Source organism: Flavobacterium sp. (assembly GCF_041392005.1).
Classification (GTDB): Bacteria; Bacteroidota; Bacteroidia; order Flavobacteriales; family Flavobacteriaceae; genus Flavobacterium.
Map to the genome: position 1 here is coordinate 17415 of NZ_JAWKMX010000020.1, position 22360 is coordinate 39774.

Annotated in this window: 23 protein-coding genes; all 23 read left to right on the top strand. The window is 30.0% G+C overall.

What is annotated here, in order from left to right; genetic code table 11:
- Positions 1–7: 7 nt before the first annotated feature.
- The 23 genes from recR (at position 8) to R2808_RS09400 (ending at position 22298) form a co-directional block, all read left to right on the top strand.
- Positions 8–625: a recombination mediator RecR gene (gene recR / locus R2808_RS09290; RefSeq protein WP_371270700.1), complete on the top strand. Its 618-nt coding sequence runs from the start codon at positions 8–10 to the stop codon at positions 623–625.
- Positions 626–710: 85 nt separating this feature from the next.
- On the top strand, positions 711–1502 hold the full coding sequence (locus tag R2808_RS09295; RefSeq protein ID WP_371270701.1) for a polysaccharide biosynthesis/export family protein: 792 nt from the start codon (positions 711–713) through the stop codon (positions 1500–1502).
- A 1-nt stretch (position 1503) separates the two neighbouring features.
- Positions 1504–3972, top strand: coding sequence for a polysaccharide biosynthesis tyrosine autokinase (locus R2808_RS09300; RefSeq protein ID WP_371270702.1), 2469 nt, complete (start codon positions 1504–1506; stop codon positions 3970–3972).
- The gene (locus R2808_RS09305; protein WP_371270703.1) at positions 3969–4934 is read left to right on the top strand and encodes an SDR family oxidoreductase; all 966 of its coding nucleotides are present in this window, start codon (positions 3969–3971) and stop codon (positions 4932–4934) included. The genes R2808_RS09300 and R2808_RS09305 overlap by 4 nt, the downstream gene beginning before the upstream one ends.
- The gene (locus R2808_RS09310) at positions 4935–6323 is read left to right on the top strand and encodes a UDP-glucose 6-dehydrogenase (RefSeq protein WP_371270704.1); all 1389 of its coding nucleotides are present in this window, start codon (positions 4935–4937) and stop codon (positions 6321–6323) included. It abuts the gene before it with no gap.
- A gap of 10 nt (positions 6324–6333) precedes the next feature.
- Positions 6334–7602, top strand: a complete 1269-nt coding sequence (locus tag R2808_RS09315) for a nucleotide sugar dehydrogenase (protein WP_371270705.1) — start codon at positions 6334–6336, stop codon at positions 7600–7602.
- Between the two features lie 10 nt (positions 7603–7612).
- Positions 7613–8704, top strand: a complete 1092-nt coding sequence (wecB, locus tag R2808_RS09320; RefSeq protein WP_371270706.1) for a non-hydrolyzing UDP-N-acetylglucosamine 2-epimerase — start codon at positions 7613–7615, stop codon at positions 8702–8704.
- A 48-nt stretch (positions 8705–8752) separates the two neighbouring features.
- Positions 8753–9286, top strand: a complete 534-nt coding sequence (locus R2808_RS09325; protein WP_371270707.1) for a DapH/DapD/GlmU-related protein — start codon at positions 8753–8755, stop codon at positions 9284–9286.
- Positions 9279–10373, top strand: a complete 1095-nt coding sequence (locus tag R2808_RS09330) for an oligosaccharide flippase family protein (RefSeq protein WP_371270708.1) — start codon at positions 9279–9281, stop codon at positions 10371–10373. Before R2808_RS09325 ends, R2808_RS09330 begins: the two co-directional genes overlap by 8 nt.
- A gap of 481 nt (positions 10374–10854) precedes the next feature.
- Positions 10855–11115 (top strand): acyltransferase family protein, encoded by a 261-nt coding sequence (locus R2808_RS09335; protein ID WP_371270709.1) that lies wholly within the window; start codon positions 10855–10857, stop codon positions 11113–11115.
- Positions 11116–11422: 307 nt separating this feature from the next.
- Positions 11423–11854 carry an acyltransferase family protein gene (locus R2808_RS09340; RefSeq protein ID WP_371270710.1) on the top strand — a complete coding sequence of 144 codons (432 nt, stop codon included), beginning with the start codon at positions 11423–11425 and terminating at the stop codon, positions 11852–11854.
- Between the two features lie 28 nt (positions 11855–11882).
- Positions 11883–12212 (top strand): hypothetical protein, encoded by a 330-nt coding sequence (locus R2808_RS09345; protein WP_371270711.1) that lies wholly within the window; start codon positions 11883–11885, stop codon positions 12210–12212.
- 1315 nt (positions 12213–13527) lie between these two features.
- Complete coding sequence (locus R2808_RS09350) at positions 13528–13905, top strand: hypothetical protein (protein WP_371270712.1); 378 nt, start codon at positions 13528–13530, stop codon at positions 13903–13905.
- Between the two features lie 380 nt (positions 13906–14285).
- A complete protein-coding gene (locus tag R2808_RS09355) occupies positions 14286–15287 on the top strand; it encodes an asparagine synthase-related protein (protein WP_371270713.1) in 1002 nt (333 codons plus the stop codon).
- Between the two features lie 458 nt (positions 15288–15745).
- A complete protein-coding gene (locus R2808_RS09360) occupies positions 15746–16327 on the top strand; it encodes a glycosyltransferase (RefSeq protein WP_371270714.1) in 582 nt (193 codons plus the stop codon).
- A 23-nt stretch (positions 16328–16350) separates the two neighbouring features.
- Positions 16351–16857: a glycosyltransferase gene (locus R2808_RS09365; RefSeq protein ID WP_371270731.1), complete on the top strand. Its 507-nt coding sequence runs from the start codon at positions 16351–16353 to the stop codon at positions 16855–16857.
- Positions 16858–16875: 18 nt separating this feature from the next.
- Positions 16876–17517: a hypothetical protein gene (locus tag R2808_RS09370; RefSeq protein WP_371270715.1), complete on the top strand. Its 642-nt coding sequence runs from the start codon at positions 16876–16878 to the stop codon at positions 17515–17517.
- A gap of 24 nt (positions 17518–17541) precedes the next feature.
- Complete coding sequence (locus R2808_RS09375) at positions 17542–18258, top strand: hypothetical protein (protein ID WP_371270717.1); 717 nt, start codon at positions 17542–17544, stop codon at positions 18256–18258.
- Entirely contained in the window at positions 18258–19424 is a 1167-nt protein-coding gene (locus R2808_RS09380) for a glycosyltransferase family 4 protein (protein ID WP_371270718.1), read from the top strand. The genes R2808_RS09375 and R2808_RS09380 overlap by 1 nt, the downstream gene beginning before the upstream one ends.
- Entirely contained in the window at positions 19417–20019 is a 603-nt protein-coding gene (locus tag R2808_RS09385; protein ID WP_371270719.1) for a sugar transferase, read from the top strand. The genes R2808_RS09380 and R2808_RS09385 overlap by 8 nt, the downstream gene beginning before the upstream one ends.
- A gap of 1 nt (position 20020) precedes the next feature.
- The gene (locus R2808_RS09390) at positions 20021–20632 is read left to right on the top strand and encodes an acetyltransferase (protein ID WP_371270720.1); all 612 of its coding nucleotides are present in this window, start codon (positions 20021–20023) and stop codon (positions 20630–20632) included.
- Complete coding sequence (locus R2808_RS09395) at positions 20629–21183, top strand: sugar transferase (protein WP_371270721.1); 555 nt, start codon at positions 20629–20631, stop codon at positions 21181–21183. The genes R2808_RS09390 and R2808_RS09395 overlap by 4 nt, the downstream gene beginning before the upstream one ends.
- On the top strand, positions 21180–22298 hold the full coding sequence (locus R2808_RS09400) for a DegT/DnrJ/EryC1/StrS family aminotransferase (protein WP_371270722.1): 1119 nt from the start codon (positions 21180–21182) through the stop codon (positions 22296–22298). The genes R2808_RS09395 and R2808_RS09400 overlap by 4 nt, the downstream gene beginning before the upstream one ends.
- The last annotated feature ends 62 nt before the right edge of the window (positions 22299–22360 follow it).

The window sequence follows — 22360 nt, forward strand, 5'->3', positions numbered from 1 at the left end:
TGCAGCTATGGAATTGCCCTCAAAATTATTAGAAAAAGCAGTAAACGAAATTTCACAATTACCCGGAATAGGTAAGCGTAGCGCACTTCGTTTAGTTTTACATTTGTTAAAACAACCCAAAGAGCAAGCAAACGATTTAGCCGAGGCCATTGTAAATTTGCGAAATTCGGTTCAGTATTGTACAGTATGTTATACCATTTCAGACAATCAGGTTTGCGAAATATGTAGTTCGCCACATCGAGACAAAAGCGTTATTTGTGTAGTAGAAGATATACGCGATGTAATGGCTATCGAAAACACCGGAATGTTTAAAGGTGTTTACCATGTATTAGGAGGGAAAATAAATCCTATAGAAGGAATAGGGCCAGCTCAACTTCAAATAAATTCATTAGTTGATAAAGTAAAAAAAACTTTGGTTTCAGAAATTATTTTTGCATTAAGCTCTACTATTGAAGGTGATACTACAAATTTTTACATTTACAAACAACTACAAAATTTCGACATTAAAACATCAACAATTGCTAGAGGAATAGCTGTGGGCGACGAACTAGAATATGCAGATGAAGTAACATTAGGAAGAAGTTTGTTGCAACGAATTCCTTATAAAACCTCTGTAAACACATAATTTTACCAAAATTAAACTAATAAAATTCCGTATTAAAAATTGATAAACTATATTTGTTAACTTAAATAGGTTACAACAAAAAACCATGCGAAAAATAATATTTTTTTTAGTGTTACTTTTTATAACGTCTTGTATTTCCAATAAAGAATTGGTTTATTTACAAAACGATGGAAAATCCCAAAATTTGCCAATTGAAGTAGCAGAATCGTTTTCGAAACCGTATAGAGTGCAAATAAACGATATTTTAAACATTAGCTTAAAAGCAACAAACCCAGAATTAGTCGAAATGTACACTACCACCAATCAGGCTAGTTCGGCACAGCAAACATCTATGCAAAATCTTTATTTTAATGGCTTTACAGTTAACGATCACGGCAATATTAGAATACCCGTTTTAGGAGAATTGAATGTTTTAGGTTACACCATAGAGGAAATTCAACAAACCATAGAAAAAAAGTTATTAGACGAATATTTACATAAAGATTCGCGATTGTTTGTTTCTGTAAAACTTGCAGGGTTACGCTATACTATAAACGGCGAAATTTCAACACCAGGAACCAATATCTTGTTTCAAGATAAAGTTACTATTATGGAAGCCATTGCTAATTCGGGCGATATAACCGTAACTGGCGATAGAAAAAATGTGCAAATAATAAGAAAAGTACCGCAAGGTTACGAAACACATTATTTAGATTTAACCAATGCAAAAGCCATGCAGTCGCCTTATTTTTACCTGCAACCAAACGATTATATCTACATAAAACCATTGCCGCAAAAATCGTGGGGAACAGGTACAACAGGCATACAAACTATAGGTACTATAATTACAGCAATATCTTTAATAACCACAACATTATTGTTAACAGGAAATTTATAAAATGTTAGATGTAAAAGATTTTAATTTTGCAGATTCTGCATACTCCACATCAAGCTTCGATTTTAAAGGGTTTTTATCGAAAATGTTAGGCTATTGGAAATGGTTTGTTTTTTCTATAGTAATTGCTCTTTTAATTGCTTACAATATCAATATAAGACAACAAAAAATATACGGATTAGACGCTTCAATAGTTGTAAGAGACGAAAACAACTCGTATTTTACGTCTAATACAAGCTTAGTTTTTAATTGGGGCGGCGTTTCAGAGAAAGTACAAACGGTAGTAACTACATTAAAATCGAGAACACACAACGAAAAAGTAGTACAAAAATTACACTATTATATCAGCTATTTAAAAGAAGGAAAATACAATTTAGAAGATGTTTATGGGCAAACGCCATTTACTGTAACAATTGATGAAAATAAAGCCCAATTGTTGCAAGTTCCTATTAAAATAAAATTTATTTCCGAAACAGAATACGAATTAAGTATAGATTTTAAAGACAAGCAATCGGCAACAATTGTGTATTATAACGATAATACCAAGGAAAATATACCTATTCAAAATCAGATGTATAATAAAAAAGCTGTTGTAAACGAAAAAGTACAGACACCTTTTTTAAATTTTACACTTAATATTAAGCCTAGCGCTTTTAATTATGTAGGTTCAGAAACCTATATTCAATTTGAAAATTTTGATTCTGTTGTTTCTAAATATAGAAACTTAAGTGTTTCTGTTGATAATCAAGCACAATCGGTAATAAAAATTGGTCTAAGTGGTACTAATAAAAATAGGTTAGTAGAGTATTTAAACACAACCGTTAAAATACTGAAAGAAAATCAATTACAAAGCAAAAATAAATTTGCTACCAATACTATTAGCTTTATAGACAGTACGTTAGTGGTTATGGAAGGACAGTTAAACGATGCCGAAAAAGAATTAAACGAATTTAGAAAAGGTAAAAATGTTTTCGAAATGGAAGTTGGTGGAAGTACACTTACGCAACAACTTTCAGATTACGATGTTCAAAAAGAAACCATAAATAGAAAAGTTAGCTACTTAAATCATTTAAAATCGTATTTGCAAAAAGACAAAGGTTTTGCTTCGCTTCCAGCACCAGCGGTAGCAGGAATAGAAGATCCTAATATTTTATTAAATGTTTCGAAGCTAATACAACTTTCAGCTCAAAAAGACGAGCTAAGTAAAACCGCAAAAAGCGCAGTATATTTTGAAGAAATTAATACCGAAATGAACGCTTTGAAAACGGTATTGCTAGAAAATATTGAAACAGCCAAAGCAGCTACTCAAATAGATTTAGGCGTAATTAATAAAGTTATTTCAAAAGCAGAAAACAAAGTAAGAGTTTTGCCCGAGCAAATGCAAGAGCATGTAAAAATATCTCGTAAATATAATTTAAAAGACAATTTATATAGTACATTTCTTCAAAAAAGAAGCGAAGCCGAAATTGTTAAGGCATCTAATGTGTCGGATATAGAGTTTATAGATTCGGCTAAAGATATTGGCGGCGGATTGCAAGGGCCAAAAAACGACGTAAACTATATTTTAGCCATTATTCTCGGGTTTTTAATTCCATTTTTTATTGTCTTAATCATCACACTGTTAGATAATAATATTAATACAAGTGAAGATATAGTTAGGTTAACCAAAATTCCAGTTATAGGTGTTATAGGAAAGAAAATATCAAAAGACAATTTAGCGGTTATTAAACATCCAAAATCAGCATTAGCAGAATCTTTTAGAGCTTTGCGAACATCGTTACAATATATTTACAAAAGGCAAGATGCAGAAGGTGCTAAAATTGTAATGCTAACGTCTTCTATAAGTGGAGAAGGAAAAACATTTTGCTCTATGAACTTGGCAACGGTATTTGCGCTAAGCGAAAAGAAAACTATTATTGTAGGATTAGATTTACGAAAACCCAAAATATTCGACGATTTTAACATCAATAATAGCGTAGGAGTTGTTAACTATTTAATAAAACAAAAAACATTAGACGAGGTAATAGAAACAACACATATTCCATATCTCGATGTTATTTCCTCAGGACCAATTCCACCAAATCCGTCAGAACTTTTAATGAATGAAATGATGACGCAATTAATAAATGAACTTAAAGAAAAATACGAATATATAATTTTAGATACACCACCAGTTGGCCTTGTTTCAGATGCACTAGAACTTACACAATATTGTGATGCTACACTTTATGTAACACGCCAAGGCTTTACAAAAAAAGGAATGCTTGCTGTAGTAAACGAAAAACATAAAAGAGGCGAACTGCATAACATTAGTATTATTTTAAACGGCTATCAAAATAAAGCAAAATACGGTTATGGCGGCGGCGGTTATGTTTATGGTTATGGCGAGTATGGCGAAAGTTATTTAGATCAAGTACGCGAATACACTTGGTGGGAAAAAATTAAAAATAAAGCCAAAAAAAGTAAAAAATGAAAATACTAATTACCGGAGGAGCAGGATTTATTGGATCAAATTTATGCGAATATTTTTTAAATAAAGGCTATAAAGTAACGTGTTTAGACAATTTTGCAACAGGACATCGTCATAATATTGAACCATTTTTTTCAAATAAAAACTTTGAATTAATTGAAGGCGATATACGAAATATTGAAGATTGCAATAAAGCCATTTTAGGAGCCGATTATGTATTGCACCAAGCAGCATTAGGTAGTGTACCACGTTCTATAAATGATCCTATTACTTCAAACGAAGTAAATGTTTCGGGTTTTTTAAATATGCTAGTTGCTGCTCGAGATGCGGGTGTTAAGCGATTTGTGTATGCTGCAAGTTCATCAACTTATGGCGATTCAGAAAGTTTACCTAAAGTAGAAGATAGAATTGGTAAGCCATTATCTCCCTATGCTATTACCAAATATGTAAATGAATTGTATGCCGAAATATTTAGTAAAACCTACGGATTAGAAACCATTGGTTTGCGTTATTTTAATGTTTTTGGAAGAAAGCAAGACCCTAACGGGGCGTATGCAGCTGTAATTCCTAAATTTGTAATGCAGTTTATGAAGCATGAAAGCCCAGTCATCAACGGCGATGGAAATTATTCCCGCGATTTTACCTATATTGATAATGTTATTCAAATGAATGAATTAGCAATGCTTACGGAAAATAAAGAAGCAGTAAATACAGTGTATAACACTGCTTTTGGCGATAGAACTACCTTAAATGATTTAGTAGCTAATTTAAAAACGTATTTAGCTGAATTCGATTCTAAAATTGCAGATGTAAAGGTGGTACACGGGCCAAATAGAGTAGGCGATATTCCACATTCTTTGGCAAGTATTGATAAAGCAAAAACAATGTTAAACTATAATCCAAAATATTCTATGAAAGCGGGTTTAAAAGAAGCAGTGGAATGGTATTGGAAAAATTTAAAATAAATGATTAAAAATATTTGTTGTATCGGTGCAGGTTATGTTGGCGGCCCTACAATGGCTGTAATTGCACAGAAATGCCCCCATATAAAAGTAACTGTAGTCGATTTAAATGAGGCTCGTATTAAAGCTTGGAACAATGAAGATGTTAGTAAATTACCAATTTACGAACCAGGTTTAGATGAAGTGGTAAAAGAAGCTCGTGGGCGTAATCTATTTTTTTCTACAGATGTAGATAAAGCAATTGACGAAGCCGAAATGATTTTTATTTCGGTTAATACACCTACAAAAACTTATGGCGTTGGTAAAGGTATGGCTGCCGATTTAAAATACATCGAACTTTGTGCTCGTCAAATTGCTCGTGTAGCAAAAACCAACAAAATTGTAGTCGAAAAATCAACTTTGCCGGTTCGTACAGCACAAGCCGTTAAAGATATATTAGATAATACAGGTAATGGTGTGCAGTTCCAAATTTTATCAAATCCAGAATTTTTAGCGGAAGGCACAGCTATTGAAGATTTATTTCAACCCGACAGAGTATTAATTGGTGGCGATACAACTCCCGAAGGCCAACAAGCAATTAATGCTTTAGTTGAAGTATATGCTAACTGGGTAGATAAAGATAAAATTCTTACAACAAACGTGTGGTCTTCAGAATTATCGAAGTTAACGGCTAACGCATTTTTAGCGCAACGTGTTTCGTCTATAAATGCTTTAAGCGAATTATGCGAAAAAACAGGTGCCGATGTAAATGAAGTAGCCCGCGCAATAGGAACCGATAGTAGAATAGGTTCTAAGTTTCTAAAATCATCAGTAGGTTTTGGTGGTTCATGTTTTCAAAAAGATATCTTAAACTTAGTTTATATAGCAAAATCGTATGGTTTACAGGAGGTTGCCGATTATTGGGAACAGGTAATTATAATGAACGACCATCAAAAAAGACGATTTGCAAAAAATATTATTAACACTTTATACAATACTGTTTCAGGTAAAAAAATTGCATTCTTAGGTTGGGCATTTAAAAAAGATACAAATGACACCCGAGAGTCAGCAGCTATTTATGTAGCGGATTATTTACTTGCCGAGCAAGCAAAAATTGCAGTTTACGATCCAAAAGTTGAGACGCATCAAATTTATTCCGACTTAGATTATTTAGAATCAAGAAGTCCTGAAGAAAATAAAAAAGGAATTAGTATCTTTGCAAACCCTTATGAAGCGTGTGAAAATTCACATGCTATTGCGGTATTAACAGAGTGGGATGAATTCAAATTTTATGATTGGCAAAAAATTTACGACGCTATGTTAAAACCAGCTTTTGTTTTTGATGGACGCAATATATTAGATCGTGAGAAATTAGAAAAAATAGGTTTTAAATACCAAGGAATTGGAAAATAATAAAAAAAAAATGAAAATTGCAATAATAGGTTTAGGTTATGTGGGTTTGCCTTTGGCAAGACTCTTTGCTACAAAATATGCTGTAGTTGGTTTTGATATTAACGAAAGTCGTATAAACGAATTAAACTCAGGTGTAGATTCTACATTGGAGGTTGAAAATAATGTATTACAATCGGTTTTAAAAATATCCAATTCCAATGAAATAGGGTTGTACAATTCTAATCAATTGGAAGATATAAAAGAATGTGATTATTATATTGTTACTGTTCCTACACCTGTCGATAAGAATAATCGTCCTGATTTAACACCTTTGTACAAAGCTAGTGAAACGGTGGGTAAAGTGATTAGTAAAGGAGATATAATTATTTATGAATCAACAGTTTATCCAGGGGCTACAGAAGAAGATTGTATTCCGGTAGTTGAGAAAACATCGGGGTTAAAATTTAATGTAGATTTCTTTGCGGGTTATTCACCTGAAAGAATTAATCCAGGTGATAAAGAACATACGGTTGAAAAAATATTAAAAGTAACTTCGGGTTCAACTCCTGAAATTGGAAAAAAAGTAGATGCCTTATACAAAAGTGTTATTACAGCAGGTACGCATTTAGCGCCAACTATTAAAGTTGCCGAAGCAGCAAAAGTTATTGAAAATTCACAACGCGATATCAATATTGCTTTTGTAAACGAGTTAGCTAAGATTTTCAATTTAATGGATATTGATACCCACGCGGTATTAGAAGCTGCTGGTACTAAGTGGAATTTTCTTCCTTTTAAGCCAGGTTTAGTGGGCGGACATTGTATAGGTGTTGATCCGTATTATTTAGCGCAAAAAGCACAAGAAAAAGGGTATCATCCTGAAATTATTTTAGCAGGAAGACGCTTAAACGATTCTATGGGCGAATATGTTGCCTCACAAGTTATTAAAACTATGATTAAAAAGGGAATCAATGTAAATGGTGCCGAAATTTTAATGTTAGGCATAACTTTTAAAGAAAACTGCCCAGATGTTCGTAATACTAAAATAGTCGATGTTATTACTGCTTTGGAAGATTATGGTGTAAAAGTAACTACTTATGACCCTTGGGCAAATACACAAGAAGTAAAGCACGAATACAATATTGCGAGTACTACAGAATTACCAAAAACTAAATTTGACGCCATAGTCTTAGGTGTAGCACATAAAGAGTTTTTAGAATTAGAATTAGATTTTTTCAAGAAAGATAATGCAATAGTCTATGATGTAAAAGGTGTTTTAACCTTAAGTGATAGTAGTTTGTAAAAAAAGATATATGAAAATTACTTTAGTAGCAGGGGCAAGACCAAATTTTATGAAAATTGCACCTATAATACATACAATACTTAATGCTCAAAAAGAGAGTAAAAATATAAATTATAGGCTAGTACATACAGGTCAGCATTACGACCATGCTATGAGTGAAACATTTTTCAATGAACTTAATATTCCACATCCTGATACAAATTTAGAATGTGGAGGTGGAACGCAAGCAGAGCAAACAGCAGCTATTATGATTGCTTTTGAAAAGGAATTATTAAGCAATCCAACAGATTTAGTTTTAGTTGTAGGGGATGTTACCTCTACAATGGCATGTAGCATTGTGGCAAAAAAATTAAACACTAAAGTTGCACATGTTGAAGCAGGGATTAGAAGTGGAGATATGACTATGCCTGAAGAAATCAATAGGATTGTTACAGACTCTCTAACAGATTATTTCTTTACAACATCAGAGGTTGCCAATCAAAATTTGCGAAATAGCGGTGTTAAGGAAGAGAAAATCTTTTTTGTTGGAAATGTAATGATTGATACACTTTTAGCAAATTTTAAGAAGCTTTCAAAACCTCAAATATTTGAACAGAAAAAGTTGCAAGAAAAAGAGTATATTGTATTAACTATGCATAGGCCAGCAAATGTTGATGCAGCAGAAAAACTAAAAAGCACAATGCACGAGATTGTAGATAATGTTCAATCTTTGCCTATCATTTTTCCAATGCACCCAAGAACTGCAAAAATATTTGAAGCGCTAGGTATTAAAGCTAATAATTTATTTATAATTAATCCGTTAGGTTATTTAGAATTTAACTATTTAGTAAAGAATGCTATGGCAGTTATAACCGACTCAGGTGGAATAACAGAAGAAACTACAGTAATGGGAGTGCCTTGTATTACCCTTCGAGACAATACAGAAAGACCTGAAACTATTACTGTTGGAACAAATGAGTTGATTGGAACTAACCCACAAGATATAAAGCCTGCTTTAGAAAAATTATTTGCAGGAAACTGGAAAAAAGGAGGAATCCCAGAATTATGGGATGGACATTCGGCAGAAAGAATTATTCAAGTTATTTTAAATAATTTTTCATAAAGTTTTATTGTAACCTGAATAGTATTTGAATACATTATTAATTATTAAATGAAAAAAATTGCTTTATTCTTTTACTTTATTCCGTTCGTAAGAAAGACTATTGACAGGAAATATTTTTCAACTGGAGCAGGTACTTTTTTCTTAAATATATTTTATAAGTACATTTTTAGGATTAATAAAGGAGATTTACTTATTCATTATACGTCTAGGGTAAATAATCCTGAAAGGATAAAAGTATTAGGAAATGATAAAACTGGTTCATATTTTCATTTCGCTACGTCCGGTGGATGTTACTATCAAGCAATTAATGGAATTGAAATTGGAGAGGGTACAATTTGGTCATACAATTGTTGTTTTATTAGTGCTAATCATTCAAAAACGGATTACCAAAAACATGAATTGTGTTTACCTATAAAAATTGGAAAAAATGTTTGGATTGGAGCAAATTGTGTTATTTTACCAAGCGTTAATATTGGAGATAATGTGATTATAGGGGCAGGTTCAGTAGTTGTAAAAGATATTCCTAAAAATTCAGTTGCAGTTGGAAATCCTTGTAAAGTAATAAAAACAATAAATGAATAATGATAATAGTAATACTACGCAAGCTTTTTGGGTTTTATTAGGTAGTTTTAGCGCGTTTTTTGTTAGTATATTAAGTGCTGCTTTATTGTCACGTTTTTTATCTAAAGAAGACTATGGAACATATCGTCAAATACTATATGTTTATAATACATTGTTAGTTGTTTTTAGTGCAGGATTACCTAGAATTTTTCAGTATTTTTTACCAAGACACGAAATTAATGAAGGAAAAAGTATAGTTAACAGGGTTACTAATTTATTATTGCTACTAGGTCTTTTTTTCTCTCTTTTCTTATATTTTTTTTCAGATCAAATAGCTAATTTACTTAGTAATCAAGAGCTTTCAATTGGTCTCAAATATTTTTCACCTATACCATTTTTGCTTTTGCCAACTTTGGGTATCGAAGGGATTTTTGCTTCGTATAAAAAAACGAAATATATTGCTAAATATAATGTTATTACAAGATTTTTACAATTGTTAGGAATTGTTGTTCCAGTTATTTTGTTTGATGGTGGTTATTTAATGGCAATTTTTGGTTGGAGTATTACATCTTTAATTACATTGCTCATTGCAATTTACTTTAAAAATATTCCTTTTGTTAAAATAGCAAGCATTTCAAAAACAAAATTATCGTATAAAGAGATTTTTTCATATAGTTTACCTCTGGTTTTTGCAAGTTTAGCAGGAATTGCTTTCAAATCAGCTAATCAATTCTATATTAGTCGATATTTTGGAGCAGAAATATTTGCAGAATATGCTAATGGATTTATGGAATTGCCTTTTGTTGTTATGATTACAGGTGCGACTTCGACTGTTATGATGCCTCTTTTTTCTAAGATGTTTTATGATAAAGATAGTGTATCTAGTATTTTAAAAGTATGGAATAACGCTATTGTAAAATCAGCAATAATAATTTATCCTTTAGTTGTTTTTTTTATCGCAAATGCCCAAAACATTATGGTAATATTATACACTGCAAAATACAGTAATTCAGGAATTTATTTTAAAATTAATCTTGTAGTTAACTTTTTGAATATAGTAATATTTGCACCATTGTTTTTTCAATGGGAAAACAAAACTTTATGCTAGAATTCACGTGTTTTTTAAGCTGTTTTAATATGGATTTTAAACTTCATTTTAGTTAAAGTTTTTATGAATCCATTTCTTGATTGCTTTTGCAAGTACATTTTTACAATCTATAATGATATATGTAAGTAATTGTGTTCATTACTGCTAAAGTAAAGTTTTCTGATATTTTTCCAATTAAAATTGAGTTATTACTTCTTATTGTTCATTCAAGTTTAGTAATGTTAATTGTAAGTTATATACTAAATTATTTTGAATTCACTCAAATAGTAGTAAAAGTAATTTTATCTGCAATAGCCTATTTTTTACTTTTACTACTAACGGCTCCAATATTTAAGATAAATTATTTAGAAAGTATAGCCAATAATTAATAAGTTAAATGCTAAAGTAGTAGCTAATTTTTATAGAGCGTACAATCAAAATATAGTTATAAAATATTTTAAAATTTTATAATGAAATGTAATAACAAGTTAATAAATTAATAATGAAATTAAATTCATTACAAATTTTACGAGCCTTTGCTGCTCTTCAAGTACTTCTAACACATGTTTTTCAGATAAGTAATTTCAAACCGTTTGGTGATTATTATCTATCGGGTCAATTCGGTGTTGACATTTTTTTTATCTTAAGTGGATTTTTAATTTTTTTAACTACAAAAGAAAATATCAAAAACCAAATATTTATGCCAAGAAAAGAATTTTTAGAATCTTTCCCTTATACATTTTTGCATTGTTTCTTTACGTAATTTTTGATGTGGGAACCTATTCATTTGATTATTCTTTAAAAAGTTTTTTAAAGAATATACTAATGTTTCCGTGGGATAAATCAATTGGGTACGATAGTTTAATTTTAGGGGTAGCATGGTCTACAGTATTTGAAATGTTTTTTTACACACTATTCTTCTTTGTTTTAATCACAAGATCTTCGAAAAGGAAGATTTTTATTATTATACCAGTTATTTTCTTAAGGCAGCAATTTATTTTACAAATACATTATTAACGAGAACGATAATATACCTTTATTTCACATGATATTTGTGTAAATTGTTCTTTTTGTTTTTTTTCTCAGGCTGTTTAATAAGTGAATTATTCGTAAAGAATAAATTACCAATATTAAGGCATAAAAAAATATATAATATTATCTTTATAACAAGTTTACTAGTAACTCTTGTGATGATTAGTCAAGTTAGAAATGGAATTGTATCATTAATTGTTTGTTCAATATTTTTTGCTATAGTAACTCAATTTGAAAGATACCATAGTAACTATTTTAAAAATAGAATTGTAAAGGTGTTGATTTATCTGGGAGATATTTCATTTTCAATATACATTTTTCACATATTTTTTATTCATATTTGGAAAGATTACTTCCATATTAATAGTTTAATTACGTTACTACTACTCACTATTTTTGGGACACTGTTATTGTCTTCCATCACTTATAAATATATTGAGCAACCTTTTATTAAATACAGTAAGAAATAGTTTTTTTATAAAAAAGATATCTAAAAGTATGAGTACAAAATTAGTAAATAAGCAAAATGCAATAATAAAGTATTTTTTCTTTATAATTAATCCTCTTTTTGGATTGTTCGTATCGTTGAGAGACTTAAAAAGTGAATCTTCTTATAAAGTTTTTATGCTGTTTGCTGTTCTTTTTGGTATTTGCTTCACTGTTCCTTCTGGTAGAACTTCTGAATTTACAGGTGATGGTGCTGTTTATCGGTTAAGATTTGATCGAAGCGCAGCTAAGTCTTCAAATGATTTTAACGAATTAGTAACTGGTTATTTTGCTTTTGATGAAGGAGAAAAGACTTTTATATTACAACAGTATCCTACATAGTTTCACACGTTTTACAAGTAATTATCACTATATGTTGCGGTTTTAGCTTTTATTTTTGGTTTTTTATATATGCTAAAATCATTACGTTTTTTAACAAGTCATTCTAATTTTGAAAATGGTTCTTTGTATTGTTCCTTAATTGCTTTTATATTATGAGTAATGGCATTTTTAATATTAATGGTGTAAGATTTTGGACAGCAGCATGGTTGGCAGTATATTGTATTTTTCAAATTTTTCTAAAAACAAGCCAAAATATTTTGTTAGCTATTTTAACTCCTTTTATTCATGTAGCATATTTTATATTTGTAACGATAATTATTATAGCTTACTTTTTTCGTACAAAAAGTAATTTTTTAGCTTGGCATTTATATTTAGTTTTTCCTTTCAATTTTTGCTGAAGATCTTCTAAAAAAATTGCAGGAAATGTACTGCCAGCCTTTCTTTCTAGAACGATCAACCTTTACACTGACGAAGAAATTATAGCTAATATTAATGAAAGTAAACCTTGGTTCGTTAGATTTTTCGTTTTTCTTCAAAGTTTTGCTGTGAATGGTAGCCTTTTAATATTTAACAAGAATAGAGAAGAAATAAAAAAATATTCAAATGTTTATAATCTTTATCTATTTCTTATAGTTTGGATGACATTTGTTAACTTTTCAATGGCAGTTCCTTCATTAGGTGGGAGATTCATCTTATTGTCTTTGCCAATCATTATGTATATATTTTTAGCGGTATGGAAACCCACGGAAAAGTATTTACAATGGCTACTATTTTTTCTGCTTTCATATTCATTATTTTTTTATTTTCAAATAAAATATATTGGGAATGTTGTAGAATTCGAATTTTTTATATTCAGTCCTATATACCTTATTAATCATTATTTAGTTTGTTACGAGAAAATTAAAAATTGTAATTGTTTCCCATGGAATGTTTCCAATAATTTCACCACGTTCTTTTCGTACTACTGAGCTAGCAAAAGAACTAGTTCGGCTAGGCCATAATGTAACATTATATACTGTATGGAAGAGAATGACTTTGATTGATGATTCTTATGAAAAAGAAATTAGGAGTTATTTTTAAAAAAACTTAGGAAAAGTCGATTTAGAAATCGGAAAGAATATTTTTAAGAAAATTTCGAATAGGTTTTTTGCATACCCTATGATTATATTAATTCCTAAAGTTATAAAGGCAATAAAAAGCAGGTAAGATGGATTATTTGATTACAATTGCAGCACCTCATTCAATACATTGGGGTGCTTCTTTGTCAATTCTACTAATTACAAATTTTGGGTAGCTGACTGGTGGTGATCCATATATGAAAAACCCTTATGGTGCCACTATTTTGGATGGCTTGAAAAATGGTGTAGAAAAGGATAAAATATCAGTTCCAATTTTAGAAGCTAAAGATGGCTATTATAAAGAGTTTCATGACAAAATAGTGGTAATTCCCCAAGGTTTTGATTTTAAAAATGTAAAAGTTGGAGAGTATAAAAAGAATGATATTCCAACTTTCGCTTATGCTGGCAATTTGATTAAAAACGGTAGAGATATTACTAATTTTTTAGAGTATTTAGAAAGTCAAAATTTAATTTCAAAGTTTATAGTTTATACAAAGTCTTTTTCTTTTTTTGAAAAATTTATTCAGCCTCTAAAAGGAAATAGAAGTATTGATTTATACCAAGAGATAAATTAATTTATGAATTATCAAAAGTTGATTTCTTAATTAATATTAAAAATGATTATGCAGTACAAAGTCCTAGTAAACTTATTGATTATAGCTTAATGAGAAGACCAATACTTGAAATAGACTCCAGTTTTAGTAACAAAAAATCATTTGTTAATTTTTTAGAGGAGAAATATGATGAGCAATTAACTTGCCCAGACATATCATCTTATGATATCTCAAATGTTGCAAAATCGTTTTTAGATCTTTATAAAGAAAACCGAAACAAAGAGTAGCTTTTTAACAATACTATTATGCTGGTGTATATAAAATATATTGGTCTTTTAGACGATTTTTTTCTTAAATTTATAAAGTTGTAACCTTCCTACAACATTCTTAAAGCTTTTAATATGAGTAACTCTTTTGATAACTTTAATAGTCTTGGTTTTTTTAACCCTTATTATGTAAAAATTAACGGTAATCTAAAAATAGAAACTGAATTTTCTAATATACTTGACTATTCAGAAAGGATGTTAGATATTAACTCTGTATCTCAGATTTTAAAGTTTGGATTTACTCTAGGTGATAGAACTTTAATTTCGGATATATATAAAACACCTTGGATGGCAAAACCAAATAAAAGCAATTCAGGATGGAGTTTTTTTGATGTCCCCAATCATAAAGAACAATTACTTTCCAAAGATTACATATATAGTGAATTATATTGTAGATTACAAAATGAGTTGTCTAATTATATAACTGGGAAAAGCAATGTGGGTATTTTGTTAACTGGAGGAATGGATAGTAGAGTTGTAGCGGCTGTTTTGTCTAAACTACAATCTGAAAAATGTTTTGCAAACATTAATGTTTATGCTTTTACTTGGGGAACTTTAGATTCTAGAGATGTTATTTATGCAAAAAAAATTGCTCAACTTTATAATTGGAAATGGCAACATTTAGAAATTGACGTAGATCAAGTGCGTGAAAATATTGAATATACTATTAATACTGGATGTGAATTTTCCCCAATTCATCTTCACGCAATGCCCAAAATACTTGAAAATAAATACCTAGATTGTGTGTTAGCAGGTAGTTTTGGAGACAGTATAGGTAGAGGTGAATATTCAGGCGTAAAAGTAAAAAACTTAAAACCATTTGAAAATAAAATCAATAAAAGTACTATTTTATTTAATTCAAAAATATATAATTCAGTTCTTACAGATTGCTTAAAAGATATTAAATATTACCATGAAAAGTTTCCACAAACGAAAAATTATCAACAATTAGAACAAGATTATCAATTACATTATATGAGGAAGATGTTAAATCCTTGTATGAATGTTATCAATAAAGAAATACCAGTTTATCAAATGTTTAGTTCTCCTGAGGTTTTTGGTTTTATGTGCTCCTAGATCCCGAAATCCGTACTGATGATATTTATTATGATTTACTTAAAAATTTTGTTCAGAACTCATTCCTTGGGCTAGAACAGGATTGATATTTCCTAATAAAAAGGAAAGCCAGATGAATATAAAAATAAGACTATGATGGTGGGGCTATTATTAGAGATAATTTATATAAGGAAATTGAAAAGTTAATAAAATAAAAATATTGTTATAAAAGTAATCTTTGTTCAAAAAGAAGATTAAGCAAGTTGGATTTAATTAAACTCAAACAATAGTTAATAGCTATTACTTTGAAGATAAAGTTAATTTGGTTGTATTCGTTAGAGTTGTTTATTGAAAATTCCAAATAAAAATATCTGATTATCCTAGTTCAAGAAGCACAACAAAGTTAACTGTTGATTATTACACGAGATATTATTTTTATAACTATAGAAAAATAATAAAAAGGATTATAAATTAACTTGGTGGATAAAAAAAATATAAACATTGTTGCAATTTCAATGGGTTCTGGGGGAACGGAAAAAACGTTATATCTTATTCTTCCTTTATTAATAAAAAATTTTAATGTAAATTTAATATTATTCAATGATGTAAGACATTTTGCTATTCCTAAAGAAGTGAATGTTTATTTACTCTCAAAAAAGAAGAAAGATTCATTTTTAAATAAAGTATTATCACCTTTCAAGTTCTTTTTTACCTATAAAAAAATACTTAATAGAACAAAGCCCGACATATCAATTTCATTTCTTACTCGCCCGAATTTACTAAATACTTTTATTAATAGCTGTAATACAAGAATAATAATTAGTGAGAGATGTTTTCCTTCAATTGCTTATAAATCAAATTCTATCAGATATTGGTTGTATAAAATTCTTTTACCTAAATATTATAATAAAGCTGACTTGCTTTTTTCTAACTCTATATATATTAATAATGATTTAAAACAAAATTTTGGAGTTACTATTCCAATGAAAGTGATATATAACCCTATAAAGGTAAATAATAATGACGAGATAAATTCTTTAATTCAAAGAATATTGATATAATTTGGATAGGTAAATTATATCAAATAAAAAATCCGAATCTTTTAGTTAAGGCTGAAATTTGCAAAAGCAAACCGAAAGTTACAGTTTTAGGAGATGGTGTGCTTCTTCCTGAAATCAAAGATTTAGCTACTAAACTAAATTTTAGTTTTGAAGGAAATGTAAGTAATGTTTTTGAATATATAAAAAGAAGTAAAGTTTTATTACTTACCTCAAATTCAGAAGGATTCCCAAACGTTATTTTGGAAGGCATGTCATATGGGTTACCCATAATAGCAACTAATTGTAATTCAGGTCCTTTAGAAATACTTAACGATAACTGTTCTGTAGATATAATTTATGGGGAGTATTATGTAGCAAAATATGGTATATTAGTTAATGTAAATGATGATTTAGCATTATCAAAAGCAATAGACTATCTTCTCTCAAATCAACAACTTTATAATAAACTTAGCTTGGCGAGTAGAAATAGAAGTCAGGATTATGATGTTGAAATAATATATGAAAAATATAAAAATATGCTACTAAATTAAAAAAATAATAAAAAACATATGAAAGAAAAAATTTATAAACTATCTCCTCATTTTTTTCAAAACTTATTAATAACTATTTTTAATGTAATTGCATATAAAAAACGATACGGAGGTAGTTATCATGAATGGAGAAATACACTTTTAAAAAACCGAAGTTTGTCTTTTGTTGAGTTACAGAATGTTCAAAATAAACGTTATAAAAGCTTTATAAAGAATAGTATTGCTAATTCTAAATTCTACAGAGAAAAATATAAAAATATCAAAAATGTTGACGATTTGGCGTTGATTCAAAATTTACCCATTATCAATAAGGAAGAAGTAAGATCAAATATTAATGATATTATTATTAAAACCAAAGATAAATTTGAAATAAGTAAAACTGGAGGAACTACGGGTAAGTCATTACAGGTAAAGTTTACGTATAGTAATATGCAGGAACGTTTTGCTTTTTTAGATGATTTTCGATCTCGTTTTGGTTACGAGTTAGGAAAAAAAACAGCATGGTTTTCGGGTAAAGGTTTACTCACAGATAGAGATATTAAAAGAAATAGATTTTGGAAAACAGATATTTATCATAATGTTCGATATTATTCAACTTTTCATATTAAGGATGAATACTTAGGGTTTTATATAAGTAATTTAATACTGTATCAGCCATAATATGTTGTGGGATTCCCTTCCACAATGAATGAAATTGCAAAATACGGATTAAGACACAACTTGTCTTTCCCTAAAGATGTTGTAAAAGCTATTTTTCCTACCGCAGAGACAATATCTTTTGAGATGAGAAAAGTAATTGAAGCTTTTTTTAAAGCAAAAGTATACAATCAATATGCTTCATCAGAAGGTGCTCCATTTATTTTTGAATGCAAAAATGCTAAATTACATCTCGAATTACAAAGCGGTGTGTTTGAAGTATTAGATGAAAATAACAATACTGCACAGTCAGGTAGATTGGTTATTACTAGTTTTACTACAGAAGGAACTCCATTAATTCGTTATGATATAGGAGATCAAATTATATTAGAAGAATCTGATAAAACTTGTAATTGTGGCAACCATAATCCTTTGGTTAAAGAGATTTTAGGAAGAGTTGATGACTACATTTATTCTCCTGAAAACGGTAAAATTAATATCATAAATATTGCGAATTCTATAAAGGATGTCAAAGGTATCATTAAGTTTCAAGTGGTACAAAATGAACTAAATGCCTTGCGATTTAATATAGTAGTAGATAAAGATCTATATTCTAAAGATCAAGAAAATTTATTAATTAAAAATTGGAAAGATAGGGTTGGTCTTAAAATGGAGCTAATAATTGAGTATGTCACCGATATTGATGTTGAAAATAGTGGTAAATTTAGAGTTGTAAAAAACAATATAAAGCATTTACTTCTGTAATGAAAGAACCAAAACTCATCCGCATTACCACCGTTCCACTTTCTCTTGATAAATTATTAGGAGAGCAACTACGTTTTATGAATCAACATTTTGAGGTTACGGCAATTTCTGCGGATAAAATAGAGTTAGAGAGGGTTGCAAAAAAATATGGCGTAAAAAATTACCACGTTGAAATGACTAGAGCAATTACGCCTTTTTCAGATCTACGTGCAATTATTAAGCTTTACCATTTTCTTAGCAAAGAGAAACCTGAGATGGTTCATACCCATACACCAAAAGCGGGTTTGGTGGGTATGATTGCTTCAAAATTAGCTGGAGTTCCCATAAGATTACATACTGTTGCAGGATTGCCATTGATGGAAACAACTGGAGCAAAGAGGAAAGTTTTGAATTTCGTAGAGAAACTAACTTACTACTTCGCAACAAAAATATATCCCAATTCTAAAGGTTTAGAAGATTTTATTATAAAAGAAAAGTTTTGTAAGCCATCTAAGCTAAAAATAATTGGTAATGGAAGCTCAAATGGAATTAATACAAATCACTTTAATCCTACCATTTTAAGTGAATCAGAAAAAAATAATCTAAAATTTCAACTCGGAATAAATCAGAATGACTTTGTTTTCATCTTTGTGGGTCGTTTAGTAAAAGATAAAGGAATAAATGAATTAGTAACCGCATTTTCTAATATTCAAACTTCAAATTCCAAACTACTTTTGATTGGTCCTTTTGAGCCTGAATTAGATCCGCTTATGTCAGAAACAGTTCAACAGATAAAAGAAAACCCTAATATTATTAATGTTGGTTATCAAAATGATGTAAGACCATATTTTGCAATAAGTAATTGTTTAGTCTTTCCTAGCTATCGTGAAGGATTTCCAAATGTTGTAATGCAGGCTGGTGCAATGGGATTACCATGTATTGTAAGCAATATAAATGGTTGCAATGAAATTGTTGTTGAAGGAGAAAATGGAACTATCATACCTGTTAAAAATGATAAAGCGATTCAAGAAGCGATGATAAGAATGATTTATAATGCAGAATTTTATAACCAACTGAAAGATAAGGCAAGACCGATGATTCTAAAAAGCTATGAACAAAACATAGTTTGGCAAGCGCTATTAAAAGAATATCAACTACTATTAAAGAAAAATATATACAATGTATAAATCATTTTTTAAAAGAATACTCGATTTTATTTTATCCTTATTCGGATTTACCCTTTTGAGTCCAATTTTTATTTTGGTAGCCATCGGACTTTTTATTGCCAACAACGGAAAACCATTTTTCTTTCAAATACGTCCAGGGTTAAATGAAAAATTGTTTAAAATTATCAAGTTCAAAACCATGAACGATAAAAAAGATAAAGAAGGGAATTTATTACCCGATGCAGATCGATTGACAGCTATTGGTAAATTCGTTCGCAAAAGTTCTTTAGATGAAATTCCTCAGTTATTGAATGTGATAAAAGGAGATATGAGTTTGGTGGGGCCACGTCCTTTACTTGTGCAATATCTTCCTTTGTATAATGCTGATCAAAAAAAACGACACAACCTTCGTCCAGGCATTACAGGTTGGGCACAGGTAAATGGCAGAAATGCAATTTCATGGCAACAAAAATTTGAGTATGATATTTGGTATGTTCAAAATTGTTCTTTTGCGTTAGATACGAAAATTGTACTTTTGACAATTAAAAAAGTTTTCGTAAGAGAAGGAATTTCTCAAGAAGGGCAAGCAACTGCGGAAGTTTTTAAAGGAAATTGATATGTATTTATTTGGAGCAAGCGGACATGGAAAAGTAATTGCAGATATTGTTTTATCTCAACAGATAGATATTATTGAAGCATTTATTGATGATAATCCTAAGGTTACTCAAGTCCTCAATATTCCAGTTATTCATACCAACCAAATAATATCGTTTGATGATTTAAAAATAATTATTTCAATAGGTGATAATGCAATTCGTAAAAAAATTTCATCTCAAATTAATACAAATTATGGTATTGCTATTCACCCAAAAGCTTCAGTTTCATCTTTTTCATTTATTGATGAGGGTACAGTAGTGATGGCAAATGCAGTAATCAATGCAGCTACTCAAATAGGAAAGCATGCAATAATCAACTCGGGAGCAGTGGTTGAACACGATTGTATTCTATCAGATTTTGTACATGTTTCACCAAATGCTTCATTGGCGGGTCACGTTACTGTAGAAGAAGGTGCTCATATAGGAATTGGTGCTTCGGTTATTCCAGGTATAAAAATTGGTAAGTGGTCTATTATTGGTGCAGGTGCAGTGGTTCTAAATGATGTGCCAGATTATGCTGTAGTTGTGGGTAATCCTGCTAAGATTATTAAATATTCAGATCAAAAATTATGAAAGTAAAACGTATTTTCGACTTTACTTTTTCAATACTCCTAATTTTAATATTGGTTATACCTTTATTATTTATTTGGGTTATAACGTGTCTTGATGTTAAATCAAACGGATTTTTCCTACAAAAAAGAATTGGACAGTTTGGTAAACCATTTACCATTTATAAATTGAGAACCATAAATAATGAAACAGGAAAAATATCGAAATGGGGAACTTTTCTTCGAAAATATAAAATAGACGAGTTACCACAATTGTTTAATATTTTGAAAGGAGAAATGAGTTTTGTTGGACCACGCCCAGATATTTCAGGATATTATGATACATTAGAGGGCGAAAATCGCAAAATTTTGGAGTTGAAACCCGGTTTAACCAGTGAGGCAAGTATTAAATATGCTAACGAAGAAGAATTGCTAAACCAAAAAGAAAATCCGTTACAGTATAACGACGACATCATTTTTCCAGATAAAGTACAATTAAATTTAGACTATTATTACAACAGAAGTTTTTTTTTAGATTGTAAAATTATTTTCAAAACGATAAAAAGTTTTTTATGAGTAAATCAAAAATATGGCTGTCATCACCACACATGGGTGGTACCGAATTAAAGTATATACACCAAGCATTCGATTCCAATTGGGTAGCACCTCTAGGACCAAATGTTACGGGTTTTGAGGAAGATTTAGAAGTTTTCTTACAACAAAATGTACAAGTTGCTGCATTAAGTTCGGGTACAGCTGCATTGCATTTGGCACTTATTCAATTAGGTGTAAAAGCAGGCGATGAGGTTATTTGCCAAAGCATGACGTTTTCGGCTTCAGCAAACCCAATAGTATATCAGGGTGCTACACCTGTTTTTATTGATAGTGAACCCGATACTTGGAATATGTGCCCAGTAGCATTAGAAGAAGCTATTAAAGATAGAATTTCTAAGGGTAAAAAATCAAAAGCCATTATTGTAGTGCATTTATACGGAATGCCTGCCAAAATGGATGAAATTTTAAGAATTGCCAATCAATATGAAATTCCTGTAGTAGAAGATGCTGCCGAGGCTTTAGGTGCAACTTATAAAGGTAAATTTTGCGGAACTTTTGGAAAATATGGCGTTTTATCGTTTAATGGAAATAAAATTATCACAACTTCTGGTGGTGGCGCATTGGTTTGTCATTCGGAAGAAGATAAAAGTAAAACAGTTTTTTTAGCGACACAAGCTCGCGATAACGCACCGCATTATCAACACTCTGAAATTGGCTATAATTATCGAATGAGTAATATTTGCGCAGGAATTGGTCGCGGACAAATGGAAGTGTTAACAAAGCATATTGCCTTACGCCGAGAAATGAATCAATTTTACGCAGAGCTATTCAAAAATACAACAATTACACTTTTTTCAGAACCAAATACCAATTATTTTTCAAATCACTGGTTATCGGCTATTATTTTAGATTCATACGAAAATCGAGAAAAACTTCGATTAGCTTTAGAAAAAGAAAACATTGAATCACGACCGCTATGGAAACCAATGCACTTACAACCTGTTTTTGAGCAATACCCTTATTATGGCAATAGAGTAGCAGAAACATTATTCCAAAAAGGATTATGCTTACCTTCGGGTTCAAATTTATCGCAAGAAGAAAAATCCAGAATTAAAGATGCGTTGCTAAATTTTTAATTTCAGTAATAAAAATCAAAGTAACGAAAAAATGTGTTAATTTTGCAGCACAATATAGCACA